Origin of the sequence: Actinomycetospora sp. (genome assembly GCF_036497245.1) — a bacterium.
GTDB lineage: Bacteria > Actinomycetota > Actinomycetes > Mycobacteriales > Pseudonocardiaceae > Actinomycetospora.
Window position 1 is genome coordinate 18615 of record NZ_DASXJS010000193.1, and the last position, 20695, is coordinate 39309.

The window sequence follows — 20695 nt, forward strand, 5'->3', positions numbered from 1 at the left end:
CCGGCGTGACGTTGCCGGGGCGCAGCGCACCTACCCCAGGAGCGTCCGATCCGCGGCCGACAACCGGTCGGCCGCGGTCTTGCGCTGGTGCCAGTAGGGGTAGAGCAGCGGCTGCGCGGACACCTCGTCGAGCCGCGCGACCTCGTCGTCGGAGAGCGTCAGATCCGCGGCGGCGAGGTTGTCGACCAGCTGGTTCTCATTGCGCGCGCCGACCACGAGCGACGACACGCCGGGCTTGGCGAGCAACCAGGCCAGCGACACCTGGGCCGCCGAGACGCCGTGGGCCTCGCCGATCCCGACGGCGGTCTCGACGATGTCGTAGAGCTTCTCCTGGTCGCGCACCGGCGGCTCGTCCCACTCGGTGAGGTGGCGCGAGGTCTGCGGGGCGTCCTGGCCGCGGCGGAACTTGCCCGAGAGCAGCCCACCCGCCAGCGGCGACCAGACGAGCACCCCGAGACCCTGGTCGATCGTCGCCGGGATCAGCTCGTACTCGGCCTCGCGGGCCTGCAGCGTGTAGTGGATCTGTTGGGAGACGAACCGCTGCGTCTCGGTCAGCGCCGAGACCCCGAGCGCCTTCATCAGGTGCCAGGCCGAGTAGTTGGAGCAGCCGATGTAGCGGATCTTGCCCTTGCGGACGAGGGTGTCCAGCGCCTCGAGGGTTTCCTCGAGCGGCGTGACGCCGTCCCAGGCGTGCACCTGGTAGAGGTCGATGTGGTCCACGCCGAGGCGACGCAACGAGTCCTCGCACCCGCGCACGATGTGCTCGCGGGAGAGCCCGGCGTCGTTCGGGCCGTTCCCCATCGGCATCCGGACCTTGGTCGCGAGCAGGACGTCGTCGCGGCGGCCCTTCACGGCCTCGCCGACGATCTGCTCCGACGCGCCCTGCGAGTAGACGTCGGCGGTGTCGATCAGGTTGACCCCGCGCTCCAGGCAGACGTCGATGAGGCCTCGCGCTTCGTCGATGTCGGTGGTGCCGACGTTCGCGAAGCCTCCCTGGCCGCCGAAGGTCATCGTCCCCATGGTCATCGTCGAGACCTTCAGTCCCGACCGGCCGAGCTGGCGGTACTCCATGCACAGCGGGTGCCCACTGCACCGGCGCCCGGAACGGCGACCCTCAGGCCTGGCCGGACACCCGGGGCGTGCTCGTCATCCCGCTGAGGGCCAGCACCCGAGCCGCGGGACCGGTCTCGGGCAGCACCAGCTCGGCGCCGCGCTCGGCCGACTCGAGCAACAGGCCGACCCCGGCGCTCGCGAGGTACCCGACCCCGGTCACGTCGAGCGTCCACCGCCCACCCGGAGCGTGGCTCTCGAGAAGACGCCGCGCCTCCTCGGCGCCTGCGAGGTCGAGGTCGCCCGAGAGTCGGACGACCTGGGCGTCCGGACCGGTGTCGATCTCCACGTGCACCGGGTGCTCGACCGACACCTCCTGCTGTCCCCCCACCGACTCCGCGGAACCGGGCCGCCCCGGGGGGATCGTGAACGTGACCGCCGTGCCCGTGGAGCCGCCCTCGACGACGACGTCCGTGGCGAGCGCGCGGATGAGCATCAGGCCGCGCCCCCGGTGGCCCGGGTCCGGGGCGGCGCGACGCCACACGCCGCGGTCGCACACCCCGACCGCCACGCCGCCGTCGGCGCGGAACGCGAGCCGCACCACGACCTCGGACCCCTCCGGCGGGACCGCACCGTAGGCGTGCTCGACGGCGTTGGTGGCGGCCTCCCCGACGGCGAGCTGCAGGTCCGCGAGGACGTCCTCGTCGACACCCGCCTCGCCCGCCCACGCCCCCACCTTCCGCCGCAGCGGTCCGAGCCGGGCCGGGTCGGCGGCCAGGCGGACCTGCATCGGAGCCGGGGCCAGCCGGACGACCACGACCGCGACGTCGTCGATCGCCTCGGCGGGGGCGAGCCCGTCGAGCAGCGCGGACGCCATCGCCTCGGGACTCCGGTCCTCGCACGCCGCGGCGACGTCGACCAGCCGGTCCAGGCCCTCGTCGAGGGACTCGCGGCGCCGCTCCACGAGGCCGTCCGTGTAGAGCACGAGGGAGGTCCCGGGCGTGATCGTGGTGGTGCCCTCGGTGCGCGACTGCGGATGGGTGTGGGCGAGGCCGAGCAGCGGACCGTGCCCCGCGCGGTCGGTGAGCAGGGACGGCCTCCTCCCGTCCGCGGGGGCGAGCAGCGCGGGCAGGTGCCCCGCCCGGGACCAGCGCACGTCGCCGGTCACGGTGTCCACGAGCAGGCACACCGCCGTCGACGCCCGTGCCCCCGGGACCCGGGCGACCAGCCCGTCGAGCAGGTCGAGGGCGGGCCCCGGCCCGTGCCCGGCGAGCAGGTAGCCGGACAGCGCCGTGCGCAGCTGCCCCATGATCGCGGCCGCGGCGGTGCCCTGACCGACGACGTCGCCGACGACGACGGCGACATGGGTGTCGTCGACCTCGACCACGTCGTACCAGTCACCGCCCGCCGACGTGCCGACCGCGCCGGGCACGTAGCGGACCGCGATCGGTAGACGCTCGACCTCGGGAAGCGCCTGGGGCAGCAGGGACCGCTGCAGGGTCTGGGCGATCTCGTGCTCGGCGCGGTAGAGCCGGGCGCGGTCGAGGGCCACTCCGCAGGGTTCCGTCAGCGCCTGCAGCGTCGTCCGCTCGCCGTCGTCGAGGCGCCCGCGGCCGGAGAAGCCCACGCCCAGCGCCCCGATGACGCGGCCCGCGGCGATCAGGGGGAGCGAGACCACCTTGGTCAGCCCCCGCGCCCGCAGCAGCGCCACGAGTGACGCGTCCTGCTCGTCGGGCGATTCCCCGGGCTCGGGCTCGTGGACCCAAACCGCGTGCCCGACCTGGACGGCCCGGGTCAGGATGGAATCCACGTCGACCCGCCGGTCCTCCCCGTCGGTCCTCGGGTCGGTCTCCGGTGGGCGGCGTACGAGGGCCGACAACCGGCGCGTGGCCTCGTCGTACTCGAAGACGCCGCACTGCAGCGCCGGCCCCAGTAGCGCCACCACGTGGGTCACGGCCACCTCGGCCACCTCGGACGGGGTCGCCGCCGCCGAGAAGCCGGCCGTGGCGTGGTGCACGAGGGCGAGACGCTGGCCCGCGACGCGCTCCTCGGTCCGCAGCAGAGCGTTGTCGAGCGCGGGTAGCGTCCGGATGACGACCTCGTCGGCCAACGTCCGGTCGTCGGACGACCACGGCTCCGACGACGGGTCGCGCACGAGCTCCAGCACCGCGACCGTCCGCCCCCGGACCACCAGGGGACGTCGGATCCGGTGGGTGCCGTCCTCCCGGCCGGCGCCGGGCCCGGGCTCGGTGACGCTCACGTGGTCGCCCAGCCGGGCGGCGCGCAGGACCCGGACCAGCTCGGCCAACCGGTCCGGGACGGTGTCGGAGGCCTCCATCGCCTCGCCGACCTCGGCGAGCAGTTTCGCCCGGTCCGCGTCCCGCAGCCGGACGTGCACGTCGACGCAGCTCCCGATCCAGCCGGTGGCGGGCCCACCGCCGTCCGGGGCGTCGGTCGCGGCGGACGGCACCGGGACGGCCTGCTCGACGACGCGGTGATAGGTGCCGTCGGCGTGCCGCAGGCGGTAGTCGACCTCCCATCCGACGCCCTTCGCACGCCCCCGTTCGGCGGCGTCGCGGTAGGCCGCGCGGTCCTCGGGGTGGATGCCGTCGAGCCAGCCGTGGCCCAGCTCGGCGGCGGGATCGAGCCCGGTGAATCGCGTCCATCCGGCGTTGAGGAACAGCCGGGACTCGTCCGGCCCGGCCACCCAGATCATCACCGGCGCCAGGTCGGCCACCGCGCTGAAGCGGGCCTCCGCCTCGCGGCGGGCGCGGCCGAGCTGCAGGTGGGCGGCGACCCTCGCCTTGAGCTCCGCGCCGGAGAACGGCTTGACCAGGTAGTCGTCGGCCTGCGCGGCCAGCCCCTCGACGGCGGCCTCCTCGTCTGCGCGCGCGGAGAGCAGCAGCACCGGGATCCGCGCGGTGCGGGGGTCCGCCCGCAGCGCGGCGAGCAGTTCGAGCCCGCCGCGGCGCGGCATGACGACGTCGGTGACGACCATGTCCGGCGGGTCGGCCAGGGCCGACGTCAGCGCCGCCTCGCCGTCGGCGACCGGGGTGACGGTGCACCGCGGCGCGAGCAGCCGGGTGACGTAGGCGCGCATGTCGGCGTTGTCGTCGGCGACGAGCACCCGGCCGACCGTCTCGCCGTCGTGGGGCGCCTCGGGCCCGGGTGCCGCCCCGACGGCGTACGCGACATCGTCGGGGATCCATCGCGACGCTTCGTCCATCAGTGCCCGCGTCCGCGCCCCGGGTTCGGCGGGCGGGGCGGACGGTTCCGGGGCGTCCACCGCCACCGGCAGGACGACCGTGAACGTGGTGCCCACGCCGGGCTCGCTCGTCACGGTGGCCTCGCCGCCGTGGCGGACCGCGATCTCGTGGACGAGGGCGAGCCCGATGCCGCTGCCCTCCGCCGAGCGGGCCCAGACGCCGTCGACCCGGTGGAAGCGGTCGAACAGGCGGGGCAGCTCCTGCGCCGCGATCCCGACGCCGGTGTCGGACACCGTGAGCACGGCCCGGTCCCCGTCCCGGCGCAGGCGCACCTCGACCCGGCCCTCGCGGGTGTACTTCAGGGCGTTGACGACGAGGTTGAGCACGATGCGCTCCCAGCCGTCACGGTCGATACCGACCGGCACGCCGTCCGGCGGGGCGTCGACGGTGTACTCCAGGCCGGCCCGCTCCATCGCCGACGCCACCATGCCGGCGACCTCGCCGGTCATCCGCCCGAGCTCGACCACGTCGACGTGCTGGTCCACCCCGCCCGCCTGCAGCCGGGAGACCTCGAGCAGGTCGTTGACGACGCGCCCCAGCCGGCGGGTGTTGCGGGCGACGACCTCGAGCTCGGCCCGCCAGCGCACCGGATCGACGTCGTCGTCGGCGAGCAGGTCGTCGACCGGCCCCGCCACCAGCGTCAACGGGGTGCGGAGCTCGTGGCTGACGTCGGCGAAGAACCGCCGACGCTCCCGGTCGAGCTCGGCGAGACCATCCGCGCGCCGCTGATCGGCCTCGGCCGCCCGCGCGTCGATGACCCCGGCGGTGACCTGACCCGCGACGAGGTCGACGAAGTCCCGGTAGTGCTCGTCGAAGGCCAGGTGGCGCGACAGACCCACCACCAGCAGCCCGACCGGCCCGCCGTCGTGGCCGGAGGTCGTCGCCGGGGAGAGCGGGACGACGGCGACGCGGTCGCACCCCTCGGGCACGGCGGGCACCGCGTCCGGCGCGAGAGGCAGCACGGTCGTCGTGAGGACGGCCCCCGGCGAGGGCCAGGCGGCTGCGGTCACGCCGAGCTCGACGGTCGGGGGTGCGGCGGGCCGGTCCGGGCGCACCCCGACCGCCGCGGCGAGGCGCGCGGTCGGCGGACCCGTGGCGGAGTCGAGCAGGTACACCAGACCGAAGGGCAGGTCCCTGCCGTTGCCGCCGAGCACGTCGCGGGCGGCGCCGGCCACCTCCTCGATCGACCGTGCGGAGTTCATGGCCGTGGCGAGGTCGCGCAGGAAGGCCATGCGGCGCTGGGCCAGGACCCGCTCGGTGGTCTCCGCGACGACGCAGAGCAGGCCCTGGACCCTGCCGTCCTCGTCGTGGAGCGGGCTGTAGGAGAACGTGTGGTAAGTCTCCTCGGGCCAGCCGTCGCGCTCGAGGAACAGCAGCAGGTCCTCGTCCCAGGTGGACTCGCCGACCTCGAGCACCGCGCGGATCTGAGGGGTGACCGCCTCCCGGACCTCGGCCCAGACCTCGTCGAACGGCCGCCCCAGCGCCCACGGGTGCTTCCGCCGCAGGGTGACCTGCCGGTAGGCGTCGTTGTAGAACATCGTCAGCTCGGGGCCCCACGCCATCCACATGGCGAAGCGCGAGGTCAGCAGCACGCGCACCACGTCGCGCAGCGCCGCCGGCCACCCCGACGGCGGGCCCAGGGGGGTCGCCGCCCAGTCCACGGCCGCCATGTCCCGGGCGACACCGTCCCGGCCCGCGAGCACGGGGTCCACGCCCTCCGGGGGCGGCGGATCTCCCGTCTGCGACATCGAGCTTCCGTTCGGCCGTCGGCTGCTCGCTCCACGAGCGAGGCAGACGCTACCCGGCCCCGTCCCGCCCCCGCCCGGCCACGTCCCGCCGTCGCGCGTTCGCGGGCGCGGGTCGCCGCCGGGATGATCCGGGGCATGACGGTGGCGGGCTCGGGCGGGCTGGGCACGGACGGGACGTTCGCGGTGTGGGCGCCCGCGGCGGGCGCGGTGGCGGTGGTCGTCGACGGGACGGCGCACCCGATGGCGCACGGCGATCAGGGGTGGTGGGAGGCCCGCGTCGACGGCGCCGGTCACGGCACCGACTACGCCTACGCCCTCGACGGCGCCGACCCGCTGCCCGATCCGCGCTCGCGGTGGCAGCCCGACGGGGTGCACGCGGCCTCGCGGGTGTGGGATCCGGCGACGGCGCCCGCACCCGACGACACCGGCTGGACCGGCCGGGGGCTGCCGGGCGCGGTGATCTACGAACTGCACGTGGGGACGTTCACCCCCGGCGGCACCTTCGACTCCGCCGTCGAGCGCCTCGACCACCTCGTGGAGCTGGGCATCACCCACGTCGAGGTGCTCCCGGTGAACGCGTTCGACGGCACGCGCGGCTGGGGCTACGACGGCGTGCTCTGGTTCGCGGTCACCGAGAACTATGGCGGCCCGGACGGGTTCCGGCGCTTCGTCGCGGCCTGCCACGACCGGGGTCTCGCGGTCGTCCTCGACGCCGTCTACAACCACCTCGGCCCGTCCGGGGCCTACCTCGACCGGTTCGGGCCCTACTTCCTCGGCACGAACGTCTGGGGGCCCTCGCTCAACCTCGACGGCGCCGGGTCGGACACCGTGCGCGCCTACATCCTCGAGAACCTCGCGATGTGGTTCGGCGACTTCGGCGTGGACGCGCTGCGCCTCGACGCCGTCCACGCGCTGCGGGACTCCCGCGCGACGCACCTGCTCGAGGACATGGCGATGACCGCCGACGGACTGGCGGCGACGCTCGGACGGCCGTGCACGCTCATCGCCGAGTCCGACCTCAACGACCCGCGACTGGTGAGCCCGCGAGCGGCGGGCGGTTATGGGCTCGACGCGCAGTGGTGCGACGACGTCCATCACGCCCTGCACGCGAACCTGACCGGCGAGACCCAGGGCTACTACGTCGACTTCGGAGAGCTCGACGCCCTCGCGCGGGTGCTGCGGGAGGCCTTCGTGCACGCCGGGACCTGGTCGACCTTCCGCGGCCGCACGCACGGGCGGCCGGTCGACCTCGCCCGGACACCCGGGTACCGCTTCCTCGCCTACCTGCAGGACCACGACCAGGTCGGCAACCGCGCCGCGGGCGACCGGCTCTCCGCGTCCCTGTCCCCCGGCCTGCTCGCGTGCGGCGCCGCGCTGGTCCTCTGCTCCCCGTTCACGCCGATGCTGTTCATGGGTGAGGAGTGGGGCGCGTCGACGCCGTGGGCGTTCTTCGTGGGGTTCGACGACCCCGCGCTCGCGGAGGCGGTGCGGACCGGGCGGGCCCAGGAGTTCGCCGAGCACGGGTGGGGGGCGGCCGAGGTGCCCGACCCGACCGACGTGCGGACCTTCGAGCGGTCCCGGCTCGACTGGTCCGAGCCCGAGGAGGGGCAGCATGCGTGGCTGCTGGAGGTGTACCGGTCGCTCATCGCGCTGCGCCGCACCGAGCCGGAGCTCGCCGATCCGCGGCTCGACCGGGTGCACTGCGACGCCGATCCGAGTTCACGGACGCTGGTCCTGCACCGGGGTAACCTCCGCCTGGTGGTCAACCTCGCCGCCGCGGAGCGCACGGTCGTGGTGGACGGCGCCCACGAATGCCTCGCCGCGCCGCTCGGGGCCGGCGTCTCGGAGGGTGCGGTGACCCTGGCGCCGGAGTCGTTCGCCCTCGTCCGCGTCGGGTGAGGGGCGTCGTGGTCGACGTGCTGCGCCGGGTCGCGCCCCGGCTGCGCGGCCGCCGGGTGCTCGTCCCGTTGGCGATCGGGGTCGCCGCGGCGGTCGCCGTCACCCTGCTCGTCGTCGGGACCGCGACGTCGGCGCCGGTGGCCGGGCCTCCGACCTTCGCCCCGACCATCGGTCCCCCGCCCACCGACCACCCGATCGTCGTGCTCGGCGCGTCGATCTCGGCCGGGACCGGCAGCTCCCCGGAGCAGGCGTGGCCCGCGCTGGTCGGACGGTGCCTCGGGCAGCGGGTGCTCGTCGGCGCCGTCCCCGGCGCCGGTTACCTCACCCCCGGGCGCGGCGAGCGCGGACCGGTCGCCCGGCTGCTCCGCGGGGCCGACCTCGCCCGCCTGCACCCGTCGCTGGTGGTGCTGCAGGCCGGTCACAACGACATCGGCGCGCCGGCGCCGAAGCTCCGGGCGGCGGTGACGACAGCCGTCGAGGCCGTCGGCCGGGAGGTTCCCGGGACGCCCCTGGCCCTGATCACGGTTTTCGCCCACGTGGGGGTCCCGACCGCCGAGGCCCGCGCCACCGACGCCACCATCGTCGACGCGGCACGGCGCGCGGACCCGCGGGTCGTCGTGCTCGACCCGCTCGCCGAGGGCTGGTCGTTCCCCCGGGTCGGGGACGGGCTGCACCCCACCGCGGTCGGTCAGCGGCTCCTCGCCGGCCACGTGCTGGGCGGCCTCGCCCGGGCAGGCGTCGCGGGGCCGGGGACGTGCGCCGAGGCGGCACCCGCCCACCCACCCGCGCGCCTGACCCCGTCCTGACACCCCGCACAGTTCCCTCCCAGGGTCGGGGAGCACCCTGATCGGGATGGGACCCACGGTGGGGACGACGGCCGGGCCCGCCCCCGCCTCCGACCGCCGCCACCTGCACGAGGTCGATCTCTTCCGGCTGCTGACCTTCGCGTCCGTCATCGGCGTGCACGTGCTCTCGGCCGCGACGACCCCCGACGACGTCCCTTCCGGCGGCGGGCAGCTGCTCCTGCACTTCACCCGCGAGGCCTTCTTCACCCTCACCGGGTTCGTGCTGATGTTCCAGGCGCTGCGCCGGCCGCAGCACCCGCTGCCGTTCTGGCGCAAGCGGATCCCGCTGGTGCTCACGCCCTACCTCACGTGGACCGTCCTCTACTCGCTGCTCGCGATCTGGACGTCGGCCCCGGGCACCCCGGAGCCGACGGTCTCGCGGGAGCTGCTGACGATGGCGACGAACGCCGTCGAGGGCACCGCCTGGTACCACCTGTACTTCCTGCTCGTCACGCTGCAGCTCTACCTGGTCTTCCCCGCGCTGGTGGCCGGACTGCGCCGCCTGGGCCGGACCGGGCACCTCGTCGTGCTCGGGGTCGCGCTGGTCCTCCAGATCGCGGTGTGCGTCCTGCTCACCGCTCCACCCGCGAACGGGTTCGGGACGTTCCTGATCGCGCACGGCTACGTCCTGCTGCCCTCCTACCTGCTCTACCCCGTCGTCGGCGCGCTCGCGGCGCTGCACCTCGACCAGGTGCAGGCCCTCGTGCTGCGGTTCCGGTGGGCGATCGCGGGGCTCGTCGTCGTGGCGATCGCCACCGCCGAGGTCTGGTACCTGGTGACGGTCGGGCACGGGACGGCGCCGTCGGTGGCCTCGGCGGTGTTCCAGCCGACGACGATCGCCTGGTTCCTCGTCGCCGTCCTGGGGCTGTACACGCTCAGCCTGGTCGTGACCGCGGGCTGGCGGCCCGGGGGTCCCGCCCGCCGCGCCCTGGCCTACGCCTCGGACCGGTCGTTCGGGATCTTCCTGGCGCACCCGCTCGTCCTCGCCGGCCTGCTCTCGATCGCGGGCGGGTGGGTGGACGCCGTAGGATCCGGGCTGACCCTGGCCGCGCTCTACCTGGGCACCGTCCTCGGGTCGGTCCTGCTGGCGGACGTGCTGCGGCGGGTGCCCGCGAGCGCGGCCCTCACCGGCCGCCCCCGGCTACGTCGCGGGGACTAGCGGGTGAGCGCCGCGCGGGCCTGGTCCAGGGCGGCGGGGTCGACCAGACTCGTTGTGTCCCCGGGCTCGCGGCCGGAGGCGAGGTCGAGCAGCAGCCGTCGCATGATCTTGCCCGAGCGCGTCTTGGGCAGCACCGAGACGACGTGCACCGCGCTCGGGCGCGCGACCGGCCCGAGGACGCGGCCCACGTGGGCGCGCAGGTCGGCGGTGAGGTCGTCGGGACCGTCGTCCTCCCCGCGCAGCACGACGAACGCGACGATCGCCTGACCCGTCGTCGGGTCCGGGGAGCCGATGACGCCCGCCTCGCCGACCCGGGGGTGGCTGATCAGCGCCGACTCGAGCTCGATGCTCGACAGGCGGTGACCGGAGACGTTCATGACGTCGTCCACCCGGCCCTGCAGCCAGACGTACCCGTCGGCGTCGACGCGGGCGCCGTCGCCCGCCGTGTACCACCGCTGGGCGCGGAACTTCTCGAAGTAGGACTCCACGTAGCGGTCCGGTTCGCCCCACACGGTGCGGGCCTGCGCGGGCCACGGCCGGTCGACGACGAGCAGGCCGCCCTCGTCGGGTTCGCACGTCCGCCCTGATTCGTCGACGACGGTCACGCTGATCCCGGGCAGGGCATGCGTCGCCGAGCCGGGCTTCAGCGGAGTCACGCCGGGGAGCGGCGCCACCATCGCCGCGCCGGTCTCGGACTGCCACCAGGTGTCGACGATCGGGCAACGCCCGCCGCCGACGTGGGTGTGCAGCCAGCGCCACGCCTCCGGGTTGATCGCCTCGCCGACGGACCCGAGCAGCCGGAGCCGGGACAGGTCGTGCCCGGAGAGGATCTCCTCGCCCCACGTCATGAAGGTGCGGACGAGCGTCGGCGCCGTGTAGTAGACGGTGACCCCGTACTTGGCGAGGATCTCGAAGTGGCGCCCCCGGTGCGGGGTGTCCGGGGTGCCCTCGTAGAGCACCTGGGTCACGCCGTTGGCCAGTGGCCCGTAGACCTCGTAGGTGTGCGCGGTGACCCAGGCGAGGTCGGCCTGGCACCAGTAGACGTCGTCGAGCCGGTGGTCGAAGCACGCCCATGCGGTCCAGGCGGTCTGGGTGAGGTAGCCGCCCATGGTGTGGACGAGGCCCTTGGGCTTCCCGGTGGTGCCCGAGGTGTAGATGAGGAACAGCGGCGTCTCGGCGTCGAAGGCCCGGGCCTCGTGGTGGGTGGGCTGGGCCCCGACGACCTCGTGCCACCAGACGTCGCGGCCCTCGGTCCACGGGACGTCCTGACCGGTGCGGCGTACCACGAGCACGTGCTCGACGTGGTCGAGGCCCTCGACCGCGACGTCGGCGTTCTCCTTCACCGCGACGGCCTTGCCGCGGCGGTACTGCCCGTCCGTGGTGACGACGAGCCTGGCGCGTCCGTCGGTGACCCGGTAGCGCAGTGCCTCGGCCGAGAACCCGCCGAAGACCATGCTGTGCAGGGCCCCGATGCGGGCACAGGCGAGCATCACGACGACGGTCTCGACCAGCACCGGCAGGTACACGACGACGACGTCGCCCTGCCCGACGCCCAGAGCGGTCAGGGCGTGGGCCGTCTGCGCCACCTGCTGCGCCAGGTCGGCGTAGGTGAGTCGGCGCTCGTCGCCGGGCTCGCCCTCCCAGAGCAGCGCCGGCTTGTCGGCGAGCCCGTTCGCGACGTGGCGGTCGACGCAGTTGTGCGCGACGTCGAGCCTGCCGTCGGCGAACCAGGTGACGAACGGGTGCTCGCGGCCGTCGTAGCCCTGCGTGGGCTCGCGCTCCCAGTCCAGATCGCGGGCCCGGGCGAGCCAGAACGCGTCGAGGTCGGCGTCCGCCTCGGCGCGCAGCCGCTCGGCGTAGGCGGCCGTGACGTTGGCGTGCGCCGCGAGGTCGGCGGGCGGGGCGAAGAGGTCGTCGCTCACGGGGCCGAGGGTGCCCGCCCCGTGTCAGCGATGCGGCATCGCTGACGCCCGACGTCCGTAGCGTCACATTCTCGCCCGGCGCGTCCCCTCAACAGCCCGACGTGATGCCCTGCCGCACCCAGAGCGAGCCGGCCGGGGTCGTCGCCACCGGCCGGAAGGTGGCGGACAGGGCCCGCCCCGTGGGCGCCCAGCCCGCGTCGGTCGGATCGGGAGTGCCGACGACCAGCACGCTGTCGAGAGGGAAGCCCGAGCGCACGGCCGCGAGGAGGTCGACCTCCGGCGGAGCGGTCTCGAGAGCGTCCTGGCTCGGGGCCAGTGCAGGTACCGCGCGGGCCCGGTCCGTATAGGCCCACACGTAGTAGGACGCCGTGCCGGAGACGTTGCCGAGGTCCAGCAGGCCGGCGTCGTCGGCGACGTAGCCGACGAACGACGTGTCCGGGCGCAGCGTGACCGCGCGCTCGTGACCGTCGTCGGCGTTCAGCTGCACGATCGTCCCGCCCCGTGGGGCGCACGCCGCCGTCGACCGGACCTCCGCCAGGCGCTCCCCCTCGGCGGTCAGCGGCCCGACCCGGGCCGCCCCGAGCCCGACGGTCACCAGTGCCGCGGCCACCGTCGTCACCGTCACCAGCACCACCCCGGCCCGGCCGACCCGGGTGCGTCGCTCCCCCCGCACCGCGAAGGTCCCGCGCGGACCGACCTGTGCCCCGACCCAGGCGGTCAGCAGGACCGGGGGCAGAACGGCGAGGCGGGTGGCAGTGAGGCTGACCGATCCGATCGTCTCCGGCGTCACGACGGCGAGCGCCCCGAGCACGGCGGCGGCGGCGAGCACTCCGTCGGCCGGGAGCAGCAGCGGCGCCCCGCGTGTCCTCCACCGCCGTAGCCGCACCGCGAGCGCGAGCACGACCACCACGAGCAGCAGGACCGTCAGCGGCCGGATGATCTGGTACTCCCACCGGGACCAGCTCGCGACGGCCTTCGTCAGGTCCGCCGCCCGGGCCCCACCGCCGAACCAACCGCTCGCGACGCCGCCGTCGCTGCCGCCCGTCAGGGCGAACGCGCCCGTGAGGAGGGCGACGGCGAGCAGGCCCGACCCGCCGACGGACGCGGCCTGCCGCAGGCCGCCGCGAACGAGGAGGACGAGGGCCACGGCAACGGCCGCGGACAGCGCCGGGATCAGGTGCGTGAACCAGGTGAGCACCAGCAGCGACGCGATCACGGCCCTCGGCCGCCGCAGGTCGGCCAGGGCCGCGGCGACCGTCACCACGGCCAGGACCGTCGCTGCGGCGAACCCGAGGAGACCGGCCATCAGCGCGACGTTGGCCGCGAAGGGCAGGGCGAGAGTCGCGGTCCACAGTGGTGCCCCGACCGCGCGCGCCAGCCCGAGGACCGCCGCCGAGAACCCGAGGACCAGCAGGATCGCCACGCCCCGCACGACGACGTCGCCGTCGAGCCAGGTCGCCAGGCCGAACGTGAGTACCTCGACGAGGAGGTTGGGTGCGACGACGACCTTCCACGTCAGCAGATCGGTCCAGCGACCGGCCGCCAGACCCCGGACCGCCGCCGCCGACGAGAGGTGCAGTCCGCCGTCCATGAGGACCAACTGGCGGGGCGCACACAGCACCCCGACGACGACGGCCGTGACCGCCGCGTGCACCAGCAGCCACCACCGCGCACTGACAGCGGGACGGGACTCGCGGGGCGAGACCGGCTCCGCCGGCTCGCGCATCGCAGGGATGCCAACGGTCGGCGCATCGACCGTCGCCGTTGGTGGTATTCCGTTCGCCCGCACTGCGCCCCCCGCGTTTCCCGGCGCTACCGACCGCCGGACGCCGTGGAGGTCGCTCCCGATCAGCGGAGCGTTACCGGCCGCTCGTCAGTCGGGCGGGCCGTCGATCAGCTCGTCGAGCGTGACGAACAGCGGCTCGCCCCGTTCGGCGGCCCGTGCGCTGGCCTGCCGCGCCGACGCCGCGATCCGGGCGAGCTCGTCGGCGGCGACGACCCGCGTCTGGACGACCTCGCCGTCGTCGTTCGTCAGCGTGACCGCCACGAGGCCGGTCTCGGGCTCCTCGGAGAACTCCAGGCCCATGCGCCCGACCCTAGCGACCCCTGCCCTCTCGACGCAGCGCCGCCGACATCCGCTCCAGGGCGTCCTCGAGCACCGGGCGGGCCGTCGCGAGGTTCAGCCGCATCCCGCCCGGGCCCGCACAGGCCGCGCCGTCGGTCATGACGACGCCTGCCTCGCGGGAGAAGAACGCCGACGGCGGCTCGTCGAGCCCCAGACCGGTCGCGTCCAGCCAGGCCAGGTAGGTCCCCTCGGGCACGGTGACCCCGATCCCGGGCAGATCCGCCTCCCGCAGCAGCGCGCGGTTCCCGTCGAGGTAGGCGAGCACGTCGTCGAGCCAGTCCCGGCCGTCGGTGTAGGCGGCCGTCGAGGCGAGCACGCCCGGCGTCGCGGTGCCGTGCTCGGCGAGATAACCGACCTCGGTCCAGCGCGCGGCATCGGCGTCGTTCGAGAGGATCAGTTGCCCGCATTTGAGCCCGGGCAGGTTCCAGGCCTTCGACGCCGAGGTCGCGGTCACGGCGTGCGCCGCCGCGAGCTCCGACGACGCCGCGTAGGGCCGGTGGACGCGGCCGTCGAAGGTCAGCGGCGCGTGGATCTCGTCGGCGAACACCCGCGCGCCGTGCCGCTCCACGACCGCGGTCACCGCGGCCAGCTCGACCTCGGTGAGCACCCGGCCCGTGGGGTTGTGCGGGTTCGTCAGCACCAGCAGCTTCGCGCCCGACCTGGCGAACGCCGCGTCCAGCGCGTCCACGTCGAGCGACCAGCCGCCGTCGTCGTGCCCCATCGGCACCCGCACCAGCTCGCGCCCGAGCATCCCGGGGACGGTGAGGAAAGGCATGTACGCCGGGGTCGGGAGCAGGACCGCCGTCCCGGGCGGGGTGAAGTGCTCGACGACGGACGTCAGCGCGGTGAGCACGTCGGGCAGCGGCCGGACCCGGGCCGGGTCGATCACCCACCCGAACCGGTCGGCCCAGAACGAGGCGCACGCGGCGGCCATGTCGGCCACCCACCCGTCGGAGAGGTAGCCGAACCGATTGCCGTCGGCGCACGCGCGCACCGCCTCGGCGACCGGGGGTGCCGGTGGGAAGTCCATCTCCGCGACGAACGCCCCGATCAGCCCGCGGCCGCGTGCGTCGGTCCCGGGCGTGGACCACTTCCAGCTGCCGCCCGCGCGCATGGCGTCGGCGGTCAGCGAGTCGAAGGGATGCGCCATGCCCCCATGATCGCCGACTAGCGGCTGTCCTCGCCCAGCTTGTGCACACGGAGCAGGTTCGTCTTGCCTGCGGTGCCGGGCGGCGAGCCGGAGACGATGACGACCAGCTCGCCCGGCGCGAATCGCCCGATCGCGAGGATCGACTCGTCGACCTGCTGGATCATCGCGTCGGTCGTCTCCGCCCACGGGACGAGGAACGTCTCCACTCCCCACGACAGCGAGAGCTGGGACCGGATCTCGGGCAGTGGTGTGAACGCGAGCACCGGCAGCCGGGTGTGCAGCCGCGCCAGCCGCCGCACGGTGTCCCCGGAGCGGGTGAACGCCACCAGCGCGCGGGCGTTGAGCCGCTCACCGATGTCGCGGGCGGCCGTGGTCACCACGCCCCGCTGGGTGCGCGGCACGTGCTGGATCGCGGGCACCGCCGCCGTGCCGCTCTCGACGGCCTCGACGATGCGCGACATCGTCTGCACCGTCTCGATCGGATAGTCGCCGACCGAGGTCTCCCCGGAGAGCATCACCGCGTCCGCGCCGTCGAGCACGGCGTTCGCGACGTCGCTCGCCTCGGCCCGCGTCGGCCGGAAGTTGTGGATCATCGACTCGAGCATCTGGGTCGCGACGATCACCGGCTTGGCGTTCTCGCGCGCGATCTGCACCGCGCGCTTCTGCACCAGCGGGACGTCCTCGAGCGCCAGCTCCACGCCGAGGTCGCCACGCGCCACCATGATCGCGTCGAAGGCGAGCACGATCGCCTCGAGCGCGTCGACCGCCTCGGGCTTCTCGATCTTGGCGATCACCGGCAGGTGGGCGTCGTACTCATTCATGATCTTGTGCACGAGCTCGGCGTCGGCGGGCGACCGGACGAACGAGAGCGCGATCATGTCGACGCGCAGGCCGAGCGCGAAGCGCAGGTCCGCCTCGTCCTTCTCGCTCATCGCGGGCACCGAGACGATGGTGCCGGGCAGCGAGATTCCCTTGTGGTCGGAGACGCGTCCGCCCTCGACCACGCGGCACACCACGTCGCGGCCCTCGATGTCGGTGACCTCGACCGCGACGTTGCCGTCGTCGATGAGCAGCGACTCCCCCGGCCGGACGTCGTCGGCGAGGCCGGAGTAGGTCGTCGAGACGCGGTCGTGGGTGCCCTCGACGTCGTCGGTGGTGATGCGGACGATCTCCCCCGTCGCCCACATCTGCGGCCCGCCCGCGAACGTCCCGAGCCGGATCTTCGGGCCCTGCAGGTCGGCGAGGATGCCGACGGCCCGCCCCTCGGCGTCCGCGGCCGCGCGCACGCGCTCGTAGACGAGCTGGTGCTGCGCGTGCTCCCCGTGCGAGAAGTTGAGCCGGGCGATGTCCATCCCGGCCCGGACGAGGGCATGGATCCGCTCCGGGGACGACGTCGACGGGCCCAGGGTGCAGACGATCTTGGCGCGACGGCTCACGACCCCATCGTACGGCGGACTGCACCGATCCAGAAGGGTCGGGACACACCTCGGCGTTCTCCTGGTCCGTGCCCGCACCCGGCCTTTCCGGCCCGACGGCGGGTGCCCGGCCCGGCCCGACCGGTGGGTCGGAGGGCCCGACTACGGTGACCGCCGTGGCGGCCCGGCACGACGACACGGATGCCACCCCCGCGCGCCCCGACGACGCCTCCCCGCGCCCCGACGACGCCTCCCCACGCCCCGAGGACGCGTCCACGCTCCCCGACCGGTCCCCGCAGCGCGACGCCGACCTCCCCGGCCCCTGGACGGTCCCGCACGGACTCGACGTCGCCGCGGGGCTCGCCTGGCGGCTGCTGCTGATCGCCGCCGCCGCGTCCGTCGTCATCTACCTCGCGGGCACGTTCTCGGTGGTCCTCATCCCGGTGGTGCTGGCGCTCATCGCCGCCTCCCTGCTGGCCCCCGAGGCGCACCTGATGAGCAACCGGGTGCGGTGGATGCCGCACACGCTCGCGACGGCGATCGTGGTCATCGGGGGCCTGGCGGTGGTCGGCGGGGTCTTCACCGGGGTGGTGTTCGCGTTCATCTCCGGTCTCCCGGAGCTCACCAGCCAGCTGACGAACAGCCTCTCCGAGATCCAGAACTGGGTGCGCACCGGACCGGTCGGGCTGAACAACCAGCAGTTCACCGCGATCGGCGACCAGGTCCTCACGAGCGTCCAGCAGAGCCAGGCCACGATCGCGACCAGCGCGCTCGGCGCCGTGAGCACCGTCGGCGAACTGTTCACCGAGGGCCTGCTCGCGCTGTTCACCGTGATCTTCCTCGTCCACGACGGCGGGATGATCTGGCGGTTCCTGCTCCAGGCCGTCCCGCGCCGCGCGCGCCCCCGCGCCGACCTCGCCGGGCGCCGCGCCTTCGCCTCGCTGGTCGGCTACACCCGCGCGATCGTCGTCGTCGCGTTCATCGACGCGGTGACGGCCGGTCTCGGGCTGTGGGCGATCGGGGTGCCGCTGGCCGTGCCCCTCGCGGCGCTGATCTTCTTCGGGGCGTTCGTCCCGACGGTCGGCGCGGTGGTCTCGGGAGCCGTCGCCGCCCTGGTCGCCCTGGTCAGCGGCGGGGTCACCGACATGTTGCTCGTCATCGCGTTGCTGCTCGCGGTGCAGAACCTCGAGGGCTACGTCCTGCAGCCGCTCTTCCTCGGCAAGTCGATCAAGCTGCATCCGCTGGCGGTCGTCCTGCCCATCGCCTGCGGACTCGTCGTCGCCGGAATCCCGGGCGCGCTGCTCGCCGTCCCGTTGGTGACGGTGATCGACACCGGCGTCCGCTCGCTCACCCGGCGCGCCGACGCCGGCGTCGACCCGGCGTCGGTCAACCCGCTCGACCCGCGCTCGGCCCGGCCCGAGTTCGCCGACCCGCCCCTCCCGATGGCGCCGGCGGACGACTGACCGGCGTCAGCTCGCCGAGGTGACCCGGTACACGTCGTAGACGCCCTCGACGTTGCGCACCACGCGCAGCACGTACCCGAGGTGCTTCGGGTCGCCCATCTCGAAGCTGAACCGGCTCACGGCCACGCGGTCGCGGCTCGTGGTCACCGACGCCGACAGGATGTTGACCTTCTCGTCGGCGAGCGCCTTCGTGATGTCGGAGAGCAGGCGGTGCCGGTCGAGTGCCTCCACCTGGATCGCGACGAGGAAGACCGCCGTCGACGACGACGCCCAGCTCACGTCGACCAGGCGCTCCGGCTCGGAGCGCAGGTCGTCGGCGTTCGTGCAGTCGGTGCGGTGCACGCTGACGCCGCCGCCCCGGGTCACGAAGCCGAGGATCTCGTCGCCGGGAACCGGCGTGCAGCAGCGCGCGAGCTTGATCCACAGGTCGGACGAGTCGCCCCCGCCCGCCTCGTCCCCCATGCCGTTGACGACGACCCCGACGTCGCCGGTACCCCGGCGCCGCTGGACCGTCGAGGGCGTGGCGCGGTCGGCGAGCTCGTCCTCGTTCTGCTCCACCCCGCCCAGCAGCGCGACGAGGCGCTGGACGACGTGCCGGGCGCTGACGTGGTGCTCGCCGACGGCGGCGTAGAGCGCGGAGACGTCCGCGTAGCGCAGCTCGCGGGCCAGCGCGCCCATCGAGTCGGCACTGACCAGACGCTGCAGCGGCAGTCCGGTGCGGCGGGCCTCCCGGGTGATGGAGTCCTTGCCGCCCTCGATCGCCTCCTCGCGACGCTCCTTGGCGAACCACTGCTTGATCTTCTGCTTCGCCCGGGGCGAGGAGACGAAGCCCAGCCAGTCGCGCGACGGCCCGGCGCCCTCGGCCTTCGAGGTGAAGATCTCGACGACCTCGCCGTTCTCGAGCTGGCGCTCGAGCGCGACGAGCCGGCCGTTGACCCGCGACCCGATGCACTTGTTGCCGACCTCGGTGTGCACCGCGTAGGCGAAGTCCACCGGCGTCGACCCGTGCGGCAGCGTGATCACATCGCCCTTGGGCGTGAACACGAAGATCTCGCGGGTGGCGAGGTCGTAGCGCAGCGATTCGAGGAACTCGCCCGGGTCCGCGGCCTCGCGCTGCCAGTCGAGGAGCTGGCGCATCCACGCCATCTCGTCGAGCTCGAGCGAGCCGTTGCCGTTCGACCCCTTCGTTTCCTTGTACCGCCAGTGCGCCGCGATCCCGTACTCCGCGGTGCGGTGCATCTCGTGGGTACGGATCTGCATCTCGAGCGGCTGCCCGTCCGGGCCGATCACCGTGGTGTGCAGCGACTGGTAGACCCCGAAGCGGGGCTGGGCGATGTAGTCCTTGAAGCGGCCCGGCATCGGCTGCCACAGCGCGTGGACCATGCCCATCGCCGCGTAGCAGTCGCGGACGTCCTCGACGAGGATCCGCACGCCCACCAGGTCGTGGATGTCGTCGAAGTCCCGACCCTTGACGATCATCTTCTGGTAGATCGAGTAGTAGTGCTTCGGTCGGCCGAGCACCTCGGCCTTGACCCGCGCGGCCTCGAGCTGGCCGGACACCTCGTCGATCACGGTGCGCAGGTAGGTGTCCCGGCTGGGGGCGCGATCTGCGACGAGGCGGACGATCTCGTCGTAGCGCTTGGGGTGCAGGATCGCGAACGCGAGGTCCTCGAGCTCCCACTTGACCGTCGACATCCCGAGCCGGTGGGCCAGCGGCGCGAGCACCTCGAGGGTCTCGCGGGCCTTCTTGGCCTGCTTCTCCGGCTTGAGGAAGCGCATCGTGCGCATGTTGTGCAGCCGGTCGGAGAGCTTGATGACCAGGACGCGCGGGTCGCGGGCCATCGCGACCACCATCTTGCGGATGGTCTCCGCCTCGGCCGCCGCCCCGAGCTGGACCTTGTCGAGCTTGGTGACGCCGTCGACGAGGTGCGCGACCTCGGCGCCGAAGTCGGTGGAGAGCGTCTCCAGGGAGTACGCGGTGTCCTCGACGGTGTCGTGCAGCAACGCCGCGATCAGCGTCGTCGTGTCCATGCCGAGCTCGGCGAGGATGGTGGCGACGGCGAGCGGGTGGGTGATGTACGGGTCGCCCGACTTCCGCATCTGGCCCTCGTGGAAGGCCTCCGCCGTGTCGTAGGCGTGCTGCAGGCTCGAGAGGTCGGCGCTCGGGTGCAGCTCGCGGTGCACCGTGGCGAGCGGCTCCAGGACCGGCTTGACCGGCCCGGTGCGCTGTGCGGTGATCCGGCGGGCGATGCGGGCGCGGACCCGGCGCGTCGCCGAGCGCGGCCGGGTGCTCTGGGTGCCGGTGGCCTCGGCCGTGGTGGTCGCGCTCGGCTCCAGGCGCTGGGCCTCGCGCGGCTCACCGGATCCCAGCGTCGGCTCGCCGTCGGAACCGGCGGCACCGTCCGCGTCGGCACGCTCGGCCGTGCCGGTGGCCGGCCCCAGGTCCTGGCTCACTCCAGAGCACCTCCGCTGGTCGCGCGCCTCGCGTCTCGTCGCGGGACCCGGAACAGGTCCGGATCCGGAATCCTCCCAGCTTAGGTCACCTGTGGTGCCGGCGTCGGCCCACGCGTCGTCGGACGGGACGAGAGGTCATCATCCGTCGCCCGCCCGCGACGATCACGCGCCGGGCCGGGCCGGCCGTCGGTGAACGGTC

Annotated in this window: 12 protein-coding genes; 4 read left to right on the top strand and 8 right to left on the bottom strand. The window is 74.1% G+C overall.

The features are described 5' to 3' along the window. Positions 1–30: 30 nt before the first annotated feature. Positions 31–1071, bottom strand: a complete 1041-nt coding sequence (locus VGI02_RS20190) for an aldo/keto reductase (RefSeq protein ID WP_331630162.1) — start codon at positions 1069–1071, stop codon at positions 31–33. 43 nt (positions 1072–1114) lie between these two features. Next, positions 1115–6064 carry a SpoIIE family protein phosphatase gene (locus VGI02_RS20195; RefSeq protein ID WP_331630164.1) on the bottom strand — a complete coding sequence of 1650 codons (4950 nt, stop codon included), beginning with the start codon at positions 6062–6064 and terminating at the stop codon, positions 1115–1117. 135 nt (positions 6065–6199) lie between these two features. Here VGI02_RS20195 and treZ point away from each other — a divergent pair, with 135 nt between their 5' ends. The 3 genes from treZ to VGI02_RS20210 are packed head-to-tail and all read left to right on the top strand — an operon-like array spanning position 6200 to position 9967. Further along, a complete protein-coding gene (treZ, locus tag VGI02_RS20200; RefSeq protein WP_331630166.1) occupies positions 6200–7963 on the top strand; it encodes a malto-oligosyltrehalose trehalohydrolase in 1764 nt (587 codons plus the stop codon). Positions 7964–7971: 8 nt separating this feature from the next. Then, the gene (locus VGI02_RS20205; protein ID WP_331630168.1) at positions 7972–8769 is read left to right on the top strand and encodes an SGNH/GDSL hydrolase family protein; all 798 of its coding nucleotides are present in this window, start codon (positions 7972–7974) and stop codon (positions 8767–8769) included. Between the two features lie 46 nt (positions 8770–8815). Next, a complete protein-coding gene (locus tag VGI02_RS20210; protein ID WP_331630170.1) occupies positions 8816–9967 on the top strand; it encodes an acyltransferase in 1152 nt (383 codons plus the stop codon). On the opposite strand, the gene acs is transcribed toward VGI02_RS20210, so the two are convergent. The 5 genes from acs to pyk all read right to left on the bottom strand — a co-directional run bounded on the left by acs (position 9964) and on the right by pyk (position 16600). Continuing rightward, complete coding sequence (gene acs / locus VGI02_RS20215; RefSeq protein ID WP_331630172.1) at positions 9964–11889, bottom strand: acetate--CoA ligase; 1926 nt, start codon at positions 11887–11889, stop codon at positions 9964–9966. The genes VGI02_RS20210 and acs overlap by 4 nt on opposite strands. Positions 11890–11977: 88 nt before the next feature. After that, positions 11978–13615, bottom strand: a complete 1638-nt coding sequence (locus VGI02_RS20220; protein ID WP_331630173.1) for a hypothetical protein — start codon at positions 13613–13615, stop codon at positions 11978–11980. Between the two features lie 147 nt (positions 13616–13762). After that, positions 13763–13975: a hypothetical protein gene (locus tag VGI02_RS20225; protein WP_331630174.1), complete on the bottom strand. Its 213-nt coding sequence runs from the start codon at positions 13973–13975 to the stop codon at positions 13763–13765. Between the two features lie 10 nt (positions 13976–13985). Further along, positions 13986–15164 (bottom strand): MalY/PatB family protein, encoded by a 1179-nt coding sequence (locus VGI02_RS20230; RefSeq protein WP_331630176.1) that lies wholly within the window; start codon positions 15162–15164, stop codon positions 13986–13988. Positions 15165–15181: 17 nt separating this feature from the next. After that, entirely contained in the window at positions 15182–16600 is a 1419-nt protein-coding gene (gene pyk, locus VGI02_RS20235) for a pyruvate kinase (RefSeq protein ID WP_331630178.1), read from the bottom strand. A gap of 155 nt (positions 16601–16755) precedes the next feature. Here pyk and VGI02_RS20240 point away from each other — a divergent pair, with 155 nt between their 5' ends. After that, a complete protein-coding gene (locus VGI02_RS20240; RefSeq protein WP_331630180.1) occupies positions 16756–18042 on the top strand; it encodes an AI-2E family transporter in 1287 nt (428 codons plus the stop codon). Positions 18043–18048: 6 nt separating this feature from the next. Here the strand turns inward: VGI02_RS20240 and VGI02_RS20245 are convergent, their stop codons facing one another. Beyond that, positions 18049–20379 (bottom strand): RelA/SpoT family protein, encoded by a 2331-nt coding sequence (locus VGI02_RS20245; protein WP_331630224.1) that lies wholly within the window; start codon positions 20377–20379, stop codon positions 18049–18051. Positions 20380–20695: the final 316 nt, after the last annotated feature.